This window comes from Methylovorus sp. SPW-M1, assembly GCF_053848825.1.
This window is the reverse complement of the sequence record NZ_CM132626.1, coordinates 1,942,356-1,957,627: the sequence shown is the minus strand read 5'-3', so window position 1 is coordinate 1,957,627 and position 15,272 is coordinate 1,942,356. Positions and strand designations below refer to the sequence as shown.

Sequence of the window (15,272 nt, the reverse complement as noted above, 5' to 3'; positions counted from 1 at the left end):
TCCTCCTGTCACCGCAAATCTTCAACACGCAACAGGAGGATAAAATGCCTTACATCAATATCAAGCATGCCGGCCCACTGAGCCGTGAACAAAAAGCAAAAATTGCTGAAGAAGTGACCAAGACCATGGAGCGCGTGGCGAACAAGCCCGCCAGCTATACCTACATCACGTTTGACGAAGTGGAATATGAAGACTGGGCGATCGCCGGGAAACTGCTAGACGAGTAATTGCCCTGCACATACCGCTAGCGGTGAGTTCCGCCCGCTCTAATGGTGGCGTGACCGCCGCCGCTGGTGTCCATGCGGGCTGAACTGTCTCTGCTTAACCCATCCAGGCTGGCCCTTAGCTGAATCTATGTTTGACCCTAAACCCATACTGAAAAACCTGCCCAATCTGCCGGGCGTATACCGCATGATCAACGCTGAAGATGCGGTGATCTATGTGGGCAAGGCGCGCGACCTTAAAAAGCGCGTGTCGTCCTATTTTCAGAAGAATCTGCCCAGCCCGCGCACGCGCATGATGGTGTCTCAAATTGCGCGCATCGAAACTACCGTCACCCGCTCCGAAGCCGAAGCCTTGCTGCTTGAGAACAATCTCATCAAGAGCTTCATGCCGCGTTACAACGTGCTGTTTCGCGATGACAAGTCCTATCCCTACATCACGCTGACCGGCGATGCGTTCCCGCGCCTGGCTTTTCACCGCGGCACGCAGCGCAAGGGCAACAGCTATTTTGGCCCGTTCCCCAATGCGGTGGCGGTGCGCGAGAGCATACAGTTGCTGCAAAAAGTCTTCCGCCTGCGCACCTGTGAAAACACGGTGTTTGCCAATCGCTCGCGTCCCTGTCTGCAATACCAGATTCAGCGCTGCACCGCACCCTGCGTTAACTTTATTTCGGAAGAGGATTATCAGCGCGATGTCAGCCATGCCACCCTGTTTTTGCAGGGGCGTGAACAGCAGGTGATGGATGAGCTCAGCCACAAGATGATGCAGGCGGCTGAGGAGCAGGAATACGAGATGGCCGCGGTTTACCGTGACCGCATGCAAAGCCTGCGGCAGGTGCAGGCCAAGCAGTTCGTCAGCGACTTTACCATCAGCGATGCTGATGTGATTGCCTGCGCCGAGCTGCATGGGCAGCTATGTGTGAATCTGGTGATGATACGTGGCGGTCGCCATCTGGGTGACAAGAGCCATTTCCCCAAGAACGCCGAAGGCGCGGATGCCCGCATGACGGCTGAAGCTTTTCTGGAACAGCATTACATGCCGCAGAATACGCCGCCGCTGATTATTGTCGGGGTCGAGGGCATGGAGACAGCGGAGCTGGAGGAGGTGCTGAGCGAGCAGGCAGGGCGCAAGGTCAAGATCAACACCAATCCCATCGGCGACAAGCGCGTGTGGCTGAAAATGGCGCAAACCAATGCCGAGCTGGCGCTGGAGCAGCGTAGCGCCGCCAATGCCAATCAGCAGGCGCGTCTGGTGGCGCTGCGCGAAGCGCTGGATTTGCCTGAGAGCACCGAGCGCATTGAATGTTTTGATATCAGCCACACCATGGGCGAGGCCACCGTTGCCTCCTGCGTGGTGTTTGACCGTGGCGCCATGCAGAATTCGGAATACCGCCGCTACAATATCACAGGCATCACCCCGGGCGACGATTACGCCGCCATGCGCGACGCCTTGACGCGCCGCTATAAAAAGGTCGCGGCAGGCGAGGGGCTGCTACCGGATCTGGTGTTTATTGATGGCGGCAAAGGGCAGCTTGGGGTTGCGGTGGAAGTCATGCATGAAGTAGGCTTGCCGGACATCCAGCTGGTGGGCATTGCCAAAGGTGAGGAACGCAAGCCGGGTCTGGAGCAGATGTTCTTCCCGGATCGCGATACGCCGGTGGGCTTGCGAAATGATCACCCGGGCTTGCATCTGTTGCAGCAGATACGCGATGAAGCGCACCGCTTTGCCATTACCGGCCACCGTGCGCGGCGTGGCAAGGCCCGCATGCACTCCAGCCTGGAAGACATTGCCGGCATTGGCGCCAAGCGGCGCCAGCGACTGCTGACCCGCTTTGGCGGGCTGGATGGTGTCAAGAATGCCAGTGCCGATGAACTGGCGCAGGTGGAAGGCATCAGCCCGGCGCTGGCGCAAAAAATATACGACGAATTACATTAACAATAACAACGCATTCTCTGAGCAAAAAAGGCGACCCCATTCATGCATTGGAATATACCCAATACGCTTACTGTCACCCGCATCCTGATGATTCCGATTTTTGTCGGCATCTTCTATATGCCAGTCAGCGTGATCCCGGCACATTGGGTCAACTTCAGCGCAGCGGTGCTGTTCGCGCTGGCAGCGCTGACCGACTGGTTTGATGGCTACCTCGCCCGCAAGCTCAACCAGACCTCGGCCTTTGGCGCATTTCTGGACCCGGTGGCCGACAAGCTGATGGTGGCCGCCGCGCTGGTGGTGCTGGTGGACTTTGAGCGCGTAGGCGCAGTTATCGCCTTCATTATCATCGGCCGTGAAATCGCCATCAGCGCATTGCGTGAATGGATGGCGGGCATGGGCGAGGGCAGCAGCGTGGCCGTGGCGCAAATCGGCAAGTTCAAGACCACCGTGCAGATGGCGGCCATCCTGTTTTTGCTTTATCACGACCCAATCGCCGGGCTGGATATCCAACTCGTTGGCACCGTGCTGGTGTGGATCGCGGCATTTTTGACATTGCTGTCAATGGCTTACTATTTGAAGGCTGCCTGGCCCCGCATGAAAGAGAGAAAATAAGGCGCAGCGGGTGTTGACACAACCCCGAAAATCCTTAAAATGGCGCCTTCTTTCGATGCGGGAATAGCTCAGTTGGTAGAGCGCAACCTTGCCAAGGTTGAGGTCGCGAGTTCGAGACTCGTTTCCCGCTCCAGATTAAAAAAAGGGAAAGCAGCGCATGTATGCTTTCCCTTTTTTGCTCCGGATTGAACTCCGGCGCGATGGCGCGATAGCAAAGCGGTTATGCCGCGGCCTGCAAAGCCGTTTAGGCCGGTTCGACTCCGGCTCGCGCCTCCAGTACATGCGGGAATAGCTCAGTTGGTAGAGCGCAACCTTGCCAAGGTTGAGGTCGCGAGTTCGAGACTCGTTTCCCGCTCCAGGTAAAAGGGAAAGCAGAAATGCTTTCCCTTTTTTGCATTTACGCTCCCCGTTTCCCCCGCAGTTGCATTCTCCATGATCCCGATTGTGTATTGCCGCATGCTTCGGTTAATATTCAAGCACAGGCGCATGCCGGTGGTGATCGCTACCGCAATACGGCATACTACTGCATGGGGTGTTGTGATAAACAGCAGCAGTAATGCGCCTAACACAATAACGGGGGAAGCATGAAGAATACACTGGCCGCCATGGCCTTGATCTGCATGGGTATGACAACGGTTTACGCCGGTACCCAGCAAGAAAAAATGAAATCCTGTAACGATGAGGCAAGCAGCCAGTCCCTGGCTGGTGATGCCCGCAAAGCCTTCATGAAAAACTGCCTCAGTGCTGACCCCATGTCAGCGCAGCAGCTCAAGATGAAAACCTGCAATGCCGATGCCAGCACCAAATCGCTGGCAGGGGACGAACGCAAGGCATTCATGAAGAGTTGTCTGAGCGCAAAAGCGACTCCTCCCACCCAGCAAGAAAAAATGAAAACCTGTAATGCGGATGCCAGTGCCAAATCCCTGACTGGCGACGCGCGCAAGGCGTTCATGAAAAGCTGTCTCTCAGCTTCTCCCCAATAATAAATTCCGGCCCGATCCTGATCGGGCTTTTTTCATGTGCGGCGCGCAGCCGGGTACAAGGGCGATGCCATGCGCTTGAGTATGCTGGCGCAGGCCTCGTGTTTGCATGATTAACAAAGGTATGTCCGCGGCAAGTGCAGTTGCCGGGTTATTGCAAAGACAGTGTGACTATGAATCGTGATGAGGAATTTTTAGGGGCACAAGCGCAGGTCAAGGATAGTCTGCTTGAAGCCCTGTTGATTGTGTGTCGTTTTCATGGAGTCGCCATTACGCGGGATGCCCTGAGCGCGGGCCTACCATTGCGCGACGGCAAAATGACGCCAGCCCTGGTGCGGCGGACAGCGGCACGCGCCAACCTGGTCGCTACGGTGATCAGAAAGCCGCTGGGCGACATACGTCGCGAGTTTTTACCGGCGATTCTGCTGCTGGAGGACAACGAAGCCTGCGTGCTGGTTGGCTGGGATGAATCGCGCCAGCATCTGCGCATGATCTTCCCCGAGTTGGGCGATGCCGAAGTCAGTATTTCAGAAGAGGAGCTGCTGTCGCGCTACAGCGGCTACGCCATTGTTGCCAAGCCCAAATTCACGTTTGACAAACGCGCCCCCACGGTCGGTAATGTGCGCATGCGCCACTGGTTCTGGGGCACGCTGGCAGAAAACAGCAAGGTATACCGTGACATCATGCTGGCCGCCTTGCTGATCAACATGTTTGCGCTGGCCATGCCTATTTTTACCATGAATGTGTATGACCGCATTGTGCCTAATCGCTCGGTGGAAACCCTGTGGGTCCTGGCTGCTGGTATAGGCCTGATCATTCTGGCGGACTTTGCCCTGCGTACCATCCGCGGCTATTTCCTGGACTGGGCCAGCCACCGCGTGGATATCAAACTTTCGGCCCGCATCATGGAGCAGGTGCTGGGCGTGCGCATGGAGCAGCGGCCTACCTCGGTTGGCTCGTTTGCCGCCAACCTGCGTGCGTTTGAAACCGTGCGCGACTTCATTACCTCGGCCACCATCACCACGCTGATTGATATTCCGTTTGCCCTGATCTTTATTGGCGTCATGGCCTGGATTTCCTGGCCCATGGTGATACCGGTACTGGTGGGCGCGGCGATTCTGCTGGTGTACTCCTTCAGCGCGCAGACCAAGATGCAGGAGTTGTCTGAAACCATGTTCCGCGCCAGCTCCATTCGCAATGCCACGCTGATTGAAAGCCTGGTCGGGCTGGAAACCGTCAAGGCACTGGGCATCGAAGGCCAGATGCAGCGTCGCTGGGAAAAAACCGCTACCTACCTGACCGAAGTCGGCAGCAAGCTCAAGCTGCTGTCTGCCTCCATCAACAATGGTGCCATGGGGCTGCAGCAGCTGGTCACTGTCGGCCTGGTATTGCTGGGCGTGTATCTGGTGATCAATGGTGACCTCACCATGGGCGGCATGATCGCCTGCACCATGCTGGCTTCACGCGCGCTGGCGCCCATCTCGCAGGCGGCAGGCATGATGACGCAATATCACAATGCAGCCACCTCGCTGACCTCGCTGGAAGAAGTCATGAACAAGCCTGTCGAGCGCCCGGTGGATTTCCGCTTTCTATCCCGCCCCAGCTTCAATGGTGATATCGAGTTTCGTGATGTCAGCTTCAATTACCCCGGCTCCGATGCCAACGCGTTGCGCAACGTCTCGTTCAAGATCAAGGCGGGGGAGCACGTGGCGATCCTGGGCCGCATGGGTTCCGGCAAGACCACCATCCAGAAACTGATCCTCGGACTTTATCAGCCCACGGCAGGCGCGATCCTGATCGACGGCATTGATTCACGCCAGATAGATCCCGCCGAGCTGCGGCGGGCGATTGGGTATGTGCAGCAGGACACCCATCTGTTTTACGGATCCATGCGCGACAACATCGCGATTGCCGCTCCGCATGCCACGGGCGAGCAGGTGCTGCATGCCGCGCATGTGGGTGGCATTGATGAATTCATCAATACGCATCCGCAAGGCTTTGACATGCCCGTGGGCGAGCGCGGCGATACGCTGTCTGGCGGGCAGCGCCAGGGCGTGGGCATTGCCCGTGCGGTGATCAACAACCCGGTGATCTACCTGCTGGATGAGCCGACCAGTGCCATGGACCACTCGGGTGAAGAGGCGGTGAAGAAACGCCTGTCGGAAGCTTCCAGCGGCAGAACACTGCTGGTGATTACCCATCGCTCATCGCTGTTCGATATGGTGGATAGAATTATTGTGATAGATGGCGGCAAGATCATGGCGGATGGTCAGAAAGACCTCGTCATTGATGCCTTGCGTACCGGTAAAGTGGGGAAAGCCGCATGAGCCAGCTTTTATTCAAGGCACTGGGTGCCATTCATGGGGTTTTCAATCGCATTGGCCTGCTGAGCAAGCCCGTGCGCTGGATGCTGGACAAATGGACGCCCGCCAAGGCCGAAGAAGATGCGTCATGGCAGGAAGAAGCCGAGCTCGCCATGCTGGAACAGCAAACCCTGCGTGCCAAAAAAGTGCTGTACTGGGTGGCCGGCGTGATCGTGCTGCTACTGATCTGGGCGGCGCTGACCAAGGTGGATGAAGTGACACGCGGTGAAGGCCGGGTGATCCCTTCCAAGCAGGTGCAGGTGATTCAGTCACTGGACGGCGGCATTGTGACTTCGCTGCTGGTGCATGAAGGGCAGTCGGTCAATGTCGGGACGCCGCTGGTGCGTATCGATGAAACGCGCGCCATTTCCTCCCTGCGTGAAAACCGCTCGCAATATCTGTCCCTGGTGGCCAAGCAGGCACGCTTGCGCGCGCTGGCGGACGATACGGCGTTCATGCCACCACCGGAGGTGATGAAGGAAAACCCCTCGGTGTATTCACAGGAGCAGGCGCTTTATTTCGCCAGCAAGGACGAGCTGGCCTCGCAGGTGGCAATTGCGCGCGAACAGCTGACCCAGCGCCAGCGTGAGTTATCCGAAATACAGGCCAAGCTGGAGCAGGCCGAGCGCGGTCTGGAGCTGAGCAGCCGCGAGCTGGCGGTGACCAAGCCTTTGCTCGGTACCGGCGCGGTTTCTGAAGTGGACCTCCTGCGTCTGGAGCGCGATACCGCCCGCTTGCGTGGTGACCGCGATCAGGCCCGTGCGCAGATCGGCCGGGTAGAGGCGGCGATTTCCGAAGCATCGCGCAAGGTGAGCGAGGCGCAGCAATCGTTCCGCAGCAAGGTGCGCACCGAGCTGTCAGATACCACCGCCAAGCTCAACAGCCTGGTGGAAACCAGCGTTGCACTGAATGACAAGGTCGTGCAGTCCACGCTGAAGTCACCGGTCAAAGGCACCGTGAGCCGGCTCTTTATCAATACCGTGGGTGGCGTTATCCAGCCCGGCAAAGAGGTCATGGAGATCGTGCCGACCGACGACGCCCTGATCCTGGAAACCAAAATTCAGCCGCGTGACATTGCCTTTATCAGTTTCGGGCAGCCCGCCACGGTGAAGCTGACGGCTTATGACTACACCATTTATGGCACCTTGGATGCCAAGGTGGAGAGCATTTCCGCCGACTCGGTGGTGGACGACAAAGGCAATGCGTTTTACATCGTCCGCGTCAAAACCATACGCTCCAACCTGGGCAAGGGCCTGCCTATCATTCCTGGCATGGTGGCGCAGGTGGATATCATGACCGGTCGCAAAACCGTGCTTTCTTACCTCTTGAAGCCGGTGCTCAAGGCCCGCTCATACGCCTTCACGGAACGATAACAACACCATGCGCGATATCTTCATTTCTGCAGGGGGGCGCTTGCTGGCCGACTGGCAGCAGGTTTGTCCCGAAGGGGCGGTATTCCGGGAAACTGCCGCATTGAATGCCGATGTTGGCCAGGCCTTGATCTGGCTGCATGTGAATGCGGACAGCACGGCCAGCATGCTGGCGGATGTGACAGGCCTGCTAAGCCGCTTCACTCAGGCGCGCGTGCTGGTGCTGGCGAATGCGCCGGATACCAATGAAGCGGTGGCGGCTTTTCAGCAGGGTGCCGCAGGCTATTGCCATGCCTACAGCTCGGCCGACGTGCTGCGCGAGGTGCGCCGCGTGGTGCAGCTGGGCGGCGTATGGCTGGGACCGGAAGTCCTGCAGCGCCTGATCACGGTTGGCCGCACCATGGTGGGCTCCAGTCAGACCAAGATCAATGCCACGCTGGATCAACTCACCCCGCGCGAGCGCGAGGTAGCACTCAAGGCAGCAGAAGGCCTTAGCAACAAACTCATTGCGCGCGAGCTGGATATTACCGAGCGCACGGTCAAGGCTCACCTCACGGCCATCTTTGAGCGGCTGGCGATACGAGACCGTTTGCAGCTTGCCCTGATGCTGAATGATCGACAGGGCTGATGAAATTTCGAGGTCTAGTACCTTGGTACAATATTTTTTGATGTTGGGATGGGGTTTAATCGCTCCATCAGTAATTTTGTAGAAAGGTCAGGTACACCATGGCAGCGATCGGTACCGTAGTAGCAATCAACGGCGGCAGCAATGCATTTGCTGTGAATGAACGTGGCGAACGCCGCATGCTCAAGGTGGGCGACAGCATACAGCCAGGTGAAGTCGTCACGACTGCGCAAGGCGTTGTCGTTGATATCCTCCTGACCACAGGCCAGAAAATTGAAATCTCGGCTGACCAGACGGTGAAATTCACCCCTGAGCTGGCTGAATTCATCGCCCCTGAGGGCACAGAAAGTGCCGTCAGCGAAGCCACTGTACAGGCTGTTATCCAAGCCATCGAACAAGGTCGCGACATTAACGAAGTGCTGGAAGAAACGGCGGCTGGTCTGATCGGCGCTGCCGGCAATGAGCACGGCTCTACCTTCGTTAACCTGCTGCGCATCGTCGAAGGCGTGACCCCGCTTAGCTATGAATATCCCGTCGGTACGCCTCCTGTAATCGACTTCGTGCGCGAAGCCTTCATTTACTCTGATCCTGAAGGCGCGGCTGCCACACCTTCTGGCCCGCCCTCCATTGTGCTGACCGATTACAACGGTATTGAGCCCGGCGAAATGACGCTGCCAGAAACCAATGGCGCTACGCCTGGTGACTTCACCGTAACCGCGCCTGCGGGCCTCTCCAGCATTTCAATTGGCAATTCCTCCGGTAGCACGACGGTGATCACTCTGGCAGAGCTGACGAATGCCGGTACAACCCCTATCGTGATAACCACTCAGAAGGGCACTCTGACCGTAGTGGGCTATAACGCGACTACGGGTGTGGTGAGCTACACCTATGACCCTAACGTGCAGACCAGCGCCACGACGGTCACCGACAGCCTGCCGATTACTGTGACTGATGTCAATGGCCAGACCGCCAGTGATACGCTGGATGTGAACATCACCGACACCGGCCCAACCGCGGTGGATGACACCAACAGCATTACCGAAGACGCGACGCCGAATCAGGTGACGGGCAATGTATTGAACAACGACAACATCGGTGCCGATGTGAAGGCCGATCCTGTCATCAATCCCGGTACCTTGGTCGGCCAATTCGGCACGCTGGTGCTGAATGCCAATGGTACTTATACCTACACGCTGAATAACGAAAATCCCAAGGTTAACGCCCTGAACGAAAACCAGAGCTTGCAGGATGTGTTCAGCTACACAATCCGCGATGCAGATGGGACTGAAGCCACCGCCAATCTGACCATCACGATCAATGGCCATACCGACAGCCCACCTGGGCTCATCGTGGAAGGCACGACCTTGCCTGAAACCGCCGACGCTACCCCAGGCAGCTTCCTGGTGGAAGCCGAAGCTGGTATCAGCAGCATCACCATCAGCGGCACTACCGATCATGTCGTGACTCTGCAACAGCTGAACAATCTGGCAACAGACCCGATCACCATCACCACACCACGCGGCACACTGGTGCTGACCGGCTATGACGCTACTACAGGTGTGGTGAGCTACACCTACGATCCAAATATCCAGAGCAGCAACTCCAGCGTGACCGACAGCATCGGTGTGACGCTGACCGATGCCAATAACCTATCGACCAGTTCGCCACTGAACATCGTGATCACCGACAGTGCTCCGGTTGCCGTGGATGACACCAACAGCATCACGGAAGATGCATCGCCGAATCAGGTCACAGGCAATGTGCTGGATAACGACACTGTTGGCCCGGATGTGAACCCCAACCCGGTAACCACGACAGGTACCTTTGTCGGCCAATACGGCACCCTGATACTCAATGCCAATGGCACTTACACCTACACGCTGAACAATAGCAACCCGGCCGTGAATGCACTGAACGAAAACCAGTCCCTGCAGGATGTGTTCAGCTACACCATCAAGGATGGTGACGGTACCGAAGCGACTGCAAACCTGACCATCACCATCAATGGTCATACTGACGGCGCACCTGGGCTGATCGTGGAAGGTACTACCTTGCCGGAAACCGCTGACGCTACCCCAGGCAGCTTCCTGGTGGAAGCCGAAGCTGGCATCAGCAGCATTACCATCAGCGGCACTACGGATCACGTGGTCACCCTGCAACAGCTGAACAATCTGGCAACAGACCCGATCACCATCACCACGCCACGTGGCACACTGGTGCTGACCGGCTACGATGCCAGCACAGGTGTGGTGAGCTACACCTATGATCCAAATATCCAGAGCAGCAACTCCAGCGTGACCGACAGCATCGGTGTGACGCTGACCGATGCCAATAACGTATCGACCAGTTCGCCACTGAACATCGTGATCACCGACAGTGCTCCGGTTGCCGTGGATGACACCAATAGCATCAAGGAAGATGCATCGCCAAATCAGGTCACAGGCAATGTGCTGAACAACGACACTGTTGGCCCGGATGTGAACCCCAATCCAGTGACGACCACAGGTACGTTTGTTGGTCAGTACGGCACACTGATACTCAATGCCAATGGCAGCTATACCTATACGCTGAACAACGCCAATCCGGCGGTGAATGCGCTGAATGACAACCAGTCCTTGAAGGACGTGTTCAGCTATACCATCAACGATGGTGACGGTACGCCAGCCACGGCCAACCTCACGATTACCATCAATGGAACGACAGATGACCGTCCACCCGTCGTTGGCACGGCAACTGCCAACGTATCGGAAGAGGGCTTGCCTGGTGGCTTGCCAGATAGCAGCGGCACGGTAGATGTAACCAATAGCGCGAGCGCACATGGCACGCTTTCCATTAGCGATCCGGATGGCAATGCCATTACCTCGGTCGTGCTGACGGCACCTACTGGCGATTATTACTCCGGTGGCCAGCTGATCACCTGGTCTGGCAGTGGTACTGGCACCCTGACCGGTTCTGCCGGTGGCCAGCCTGTGCTGACCATTAGCATCAACAACGGCGGTGAGTACGACGTGAACCTGTTGCGTCCGCTCGATCATCCCGATACCAAGACGGAAGATGTGCTGACCCTGAATGTCGGTGTCAGCGCCACTGCGAATGGCGTGACTTCGGTGGGCAACCTGACCGTGAACGTGGAAGATGATTCGCCAGTTGCCAACCCGATTTCGGCCAATCTCTCGACTACGAATACTAACCTTCTGATTACGCTCGATATCTCCGGCAGTATGCGTACTCATGATGGCGTAGGTGACACTACGCGGCTGGCCAGTGCCATCCAGTCCATCAAGGTATTGCTAGACAAGTACGATGCGCTAGGCGATACCCGCATCAGCCTGGTCGTATTCTCTACCACCGCAGCCCAGGTTGGTACGGACTGGATGACGATTGATCAAGCCAAGGCACAGCTGGATCAGATTCTGGTCAAGGGCCCCGGTGGCAATACCAATTACGACAGCGCTCTGGCCAATGCCATGGATGCATTTGATGATCCAGGCAAGCTGACCAATGCACAGAATGTGGCTTATTTCATCTCCGACGGTGAACCCAATACTGGTAGTGGCAGTAACACCAGCCTGACGGGCGGCACCAATACCAATAGCTCGGATGCTGGCATTCAAACCCAGGAAGAGCTGGCATGGAAAACCTTCCTGGAAGCCAACCAGATCAAGTCTTATGCGATTGGCGTCGGCAGCGACATCAATAGCGTAAATGCCCTGAATCCGGTAGCGTACGATGGGCAGACCAACACCAATATGGATGGCATTCTGGTCACCAGTTTCACTCAGCTCGATGCCGTGCTGGCAGGCACTATCCAGAATCAGGCTGCTGGTGAACTGATCACCGGCAACATGATAGGGAATGGTGTAGGCGGCGACGGCGGTTTCGTCGGCAGCATCTCGGTGGAAGGTACCGAGTACCGCTTCAATGCGGCCACTGGTCTTGTCGAAGTGGTCGGCACCAATCACAGTACCTACAACAGCACTACGCATGAAATCACTGTGACCACGCTGCATGGCGGCCAGTTTGTGGTGGACATGGACAGCGGTAGTTATTCGTACAAGGCACCGGATGGTTTGTCTTCCGCCATTACCGAAAAAATGGACTATGTGCTGCAGGACAAGGATGGTGATACCGCTGGCTCTACCGTGACCATCAACGTGGACAAGACTGATGTTCAGGTTGGCACGACGGCAGGCGAAACCATCACCGGTTCCAACCATCCAGACCTGATCATGGGCCGTGATGGCAACGATATCCTGATCGGTGGCGGCGGTAATGATCGCCTCTACGGCGATAACGGCAATGACACCCTGATTGGTGGCGCTGGCAACGATATCCTGAGCGGTGGCGCTGGCGTGGATACCTTCAAGTGGAATCTGGCCGATGCGGGCACACCTGGTACGCCTGCCGTGGATACCATCACCGACTTCAACAAGGCCTCGGTGGCATCCGGTGGTGACAAGCTGGATCTGCGCGATCTGCTGACCGGGGAAAATTCAGGCAATCTGCAAAATTACCTGCATTTTGAAAAATCCGGTTCGGATACCATCATCCACATCAGCTCCACTGGTGGTTTCTCCGGTGACAGCCATACCGTGGGTGCGGCCTTCAACAGCGGCGCCGAGAACCAGCGTATCGTGCTGGCTGGTGTAGATTTGACCACGGCAGGCCATACCGATGCTGCGATCATCAACAACCTTGTGACCAACAACAAGCTGGTTACCGACTAAACTTATCCGAAAGGGCGTTATGCCATACGTGTTACGCGATCAGGCTGGCAATATCAAAGCGGTGAGTCGCGAGGCCATGGATTCCCCAGGCTGGGAGTCGGTGGATGGCAAGTCGCCAGAGTATCAGCAGTATCTGGAAGACGCGCTCAAGGATCAGAATGCATTTCGCGAGAGTGATATTCAGCTCGCGCGTGTGCTGGAAGACCTGATCCTGCTGCTGATCGAGCGTGACGTGATTCACTTCACTGACTTTCCGGATGCGGCACAGAAACGGCTTATCCAGCGTCAATCCTGGCGCACTCAGGGCAAAGGGCTGGATTTGCTGGTGGATGACGAGAAGCCGGTTATCTGATGCCCATGCACGGCTCTCTTGCCGTTGGGTAAGTAGCAAAAACAAACCCCATCCACTACGGATGGGGTTTTTTATTATGCAGATGCCAGTGAGCGGGCCTGGAGCATATGGCGACTGAGCACAAGCCTGCTCGTCGCCCGGTAATGCTTACACGGCGGGCGCCTGGATAGCGGGGCCGGTCATGCCGTCTATGCCCAGCGCGGGCAGGGCGGCGATTTCCTCATTGGTTTGCACGCCTTCGGCAATCGCCATCATGCCCAGCGAATGCACGATCAGGCACAGGCCTTTCAGGAAGGCCTGGTTGCCAGTGTTGCTGTCGATGTGGCGGATAACCGATGCATCAATCTTGATGTAGCTGAGGCCAAGGTCGTGTAGCTCACCCAGGCGTGCCACTTGCGCACCCACGTGCTCGACGCCGATATGGCAGCCCAGCGGCTTGAGCGTGAGGCAGAAGTTGCGGAACGCTTCCATGTGCCGGAATACACCGTCTTCCGGTACTTCCAGCCACAGCCTGTCAGCCACTTCCGGGTTGGCCCGCAGCAAGGCATGCAGATGCTCCAGATAGGTAGGATTGCTCACGGCGCGTGAGGAGATATTCAGGCCAATGGCTGGCTTGCCATTCTTGAGGTCCTCAATGGCAATCTGCACCAGAAGATCATCCATTTCGGTAATCAGGTCGAGCTTGATCGCCCAGCCGATGAATTCCGCAGCAGGCAGCCAGGGGCCGTTGGGCTCCAGTTGCAGGCGCATTGGACCTTCATTGTGAATCAGGGTATTGGTCGGGCTGATGACCGGGAAGCTGGCCAGGCGCAGGCGCTTGGACATGATGGCGTTATCCAGGCGCGCACGCCATTCGCTCTCGGTGCGGGTGGTGTTCAGCGGCGAGCTGGACTGCTGCGCCTGATCGTCAATCTCCAGCTGCAATTGCGTCAGGTCATTGCGCTGGCGTATCACGGCAAGCAGGTCTTTCAGGCTATCCAGCTGGTCTGATCGGCCAATATGGCTGGCGATGGTGCGCGGGCTGAAGTCGGGGAAGCTATCGGTGATGGCGGCAGCCGAGATGATGGTGTCCTTCACCTGCTGGCATAGCAGCTCGCGGTTATCCGGACTGCTGCTGAACACGGCAAAATCCGCTCCGCTCAGCCGACCGGCAAACAGGCCATTTTCGGGTTTGCACAGCTCGGTCAGGGCATGGCCGATGCGCTTGAGTATCTGATCGGTGCCGGTGCCACCATACTTGGCATTGATCTCGGCCAGCTCGGCGATATGCGAAACCACCAGTACGCCTTCTTCAAAGTTGTCTTCATTGTCCAGATAGGCTGATACGCGGCTGGTGAAATACTTGCGGTTCATCAGCCCGGAGATGGGCTCGTAGTTGGCTTCAAAGCGTAGTTGTTCCAGCAGCTGCGATTGCTCGTTCAGCATTTTGCGGATGCGGTTGGACAAGCGGTTCATGGCTTGCGCCAGCGATTTGAATTCGGTGACCCGAGGCTCGGTCATGGTGATGAAGCGCTGATCGCCAATCGCCTCTGCCATATTGGCCATTTCACTTAATGGACGGGTAATGATGCGCAGCAGCCAGGAGCCCAGCACCCCCGCCAGCAGGGCAATGGCCACGCTCCACAGCAGCATTTTCTTGGCGCCATTCCATAGTGCCTGATAAGCAAAGGTGGCATCGCTTTCCAGCGACAGGGTGCCGTATTGCGACCAGCCATTTTGCACCTGAGCTACGCCGGGATGCACCTCAATGCTGAATGCGCGATTAAACCAGCTGGGGGTATGAGGTTGTATGTCAGCGTTGTAATGTTCGGTGATCAGCTTGCCTTCAGGGTCGACCAGCCGGATGCGCTGGTAATGCCCGTTATCAAACTGGGCGGATAACAGCAGGGCCACATTCACCGGGTCCTCCTTGTCGATCTGCGACAGCGAGAGTGCGAGCGATGTGGCATTGTCGATGTTCTTCATCTGCAACTGCTGTTCCAGCGTGTGCTTGCTGGATTCGATGCTTGCAATCACGCAGGCCGCAAATACCAGCAGCATCAGCAGACTGATGGCGATCCATAACTGTTTAATCAACGACATAATT

The 15,272-nt window shown here is 56.9% G+C and carries 10 protein-coding genes and 3 tRNA genes; 12 read left to right on the top strand and 1 reads right to left on the bottom strand.

Annotated features, from left to right (window positions below; genetic code table 11):
- Positions 1-44: 44 nt before the first annotated feature.
- From ACWWD9_RS09150 to ACWWD9_RS09095, 12 genes are all read left to right on the top strand, one after another.
- On the top strand, positions 45-227 hold the full coding sequence (locus tag ACWWD9_RS09150; protein WP_013441838.1) for a tautomerase family protein: 183 nt from the start codon (positions 45-47) through the stop codon (positions 225-227).
- A gap of 127 nt (positions 228-354) precedes the next feature.
- Entirely contained in the window at positions 355-2,157 is a 1,803-nt protein-coding gene (gene uvrC / locus ACWWD9_RS09145) for an excinuclease ABC subunit UvrC (protein ID WP_013441839.1), read from the top strand.
- 42 nt (positions 2,158-2,199) lie between these two features.
- Positions 2,200-2,769 carry a CDP-diacylglycerol--glycerol-3-phosphate 3-phosphatidyltransferase gene (gene pgsA, locus ACWWD9_RS09140; protein WP_013441840.1) on the top strand — a complete coding sequence of 190 codons (570 nt, stop codon included), beginning with the start codon at positions 2,200-2,202 and terminating at the stop codon, positions 2,767-2,769.
- Positions 2,770-2,826: 57 nt separating this feature from the next.
- Positions 2,827-2,902 (top strand) — tRNA-Gly (locus tag ACWWD9_RS09135).
- A gap of 69 nt (positions 2,903-2,971) precedes the next feature.
- Positions 2,972-3,045: transfer RNA gene (locus ACWWD9_RS09130), tRNA-Cys, on the top strand.
- A 6-nt stretch (positions 3,046-3,051) separates the two neighbouring features.
- Positions 3,052-3,127 (top strand) — tRNA-Gly (locus ACWWD9_RS09125).
- A 226-nt stretch (positions 3,128-3,353) separates the two neighbouring features.
- Positions 3,354-3,752, top strand: a complete 399-nt coding sequence (locus ACWWD9_RS09120; RefSeq protein WP_455866857.1) for a PsiF family protein — start codon at positions 3,354-3,356, stop codon at positions 3,750-3,752.
- A 170-nt stretch (positions 3,753-3,922) separates the two neighbouring features.
- Positions 3,923-6,076, top strand: a complete 2,154-nt coding sequence (locus ACWWD9_RS09115; protein ID WP_455868149.1) for a type I secretion system permease/ATPase — start codon at positions 3,923-3,925, stop codon at positions 6,074-6,076.
- The gene (locus ACWWD9_RS09110) at positions 6,073-7,485 is read left to right on the top strand and encodes an HlyD family type I secretion periplasmic adaptor subunit (protein WP_013441844.1); all 1,413 of its coding nucleotides are present in this window, start codon (positions 6,073-6,075) and stop codon (positions 7,483-7,485) included. The genes ACWWD9_RS09115 and ACWWD9_RS09110 overlap by 4 nt, the downstream gene beginning before the upstream one ends.
- A gap of 7 nt (positions 7,486-7,492) precedes the next feature.
- Positions 7,493-8,110: a LuxR C-terminal-related transcriptional regulator gene (locus ACWWD9_RS09105; RefSeq protein ID WP_455866856.1), complete on the top strand. Its 618-nt coding sequence runs from the start codon at positions 7,493-7,495 to the stop codon at positions 8,108-8,110.
- A 98-nt stretch (positions 8,111-8,208) separates the two neighbouring features.
- Positions 8,209-12,834 carry a retention module-containing protein gene (locus ACWWD9_RS09100; protein WP_455866855.1) on the top strand — a complete coding sequence of 1,542 codons (4,626 nt, stop codon included), beginning with the start codon at positions 8,209-8,211 and terminating at the stop codon, positions 12,832-12,834.
- A gap of 19 nt (positions 12,835-12,853) precedes the next feature.
- On the top strand, positions 12,854-13,186 hold the full coding sequence (locus ACWWD9_RS09095; RefSeq protein ID WP_159355922.1) for a hypothetical protein: 333 nt from the start codon (positions 12,854-12,856) through the stop codon (positions 13,184-13,186).
- Positions 13,187-13,333: 147 nt separating this feature from the next.
- Here ACWWD9_RS09095 and ACWWD9_RS09090 read toward each other — a convergent pair whose 3' ends face one another.
- On the bottom strand, positions 13,334-15,268 hold the full coding sequence (locus ACWWD9_RS09090; RefSeq protein ID WP_455866854.1) for a bifunctional diguanylate cyclase/phosphodiesterase: 1,935 nt from the start codon (positions 15,266-15,268) through the stop codon (positions 13,334-13,336).
- Between the last annotated feature and the right edge of the window lie 4 nt (positions 15,269-15,272).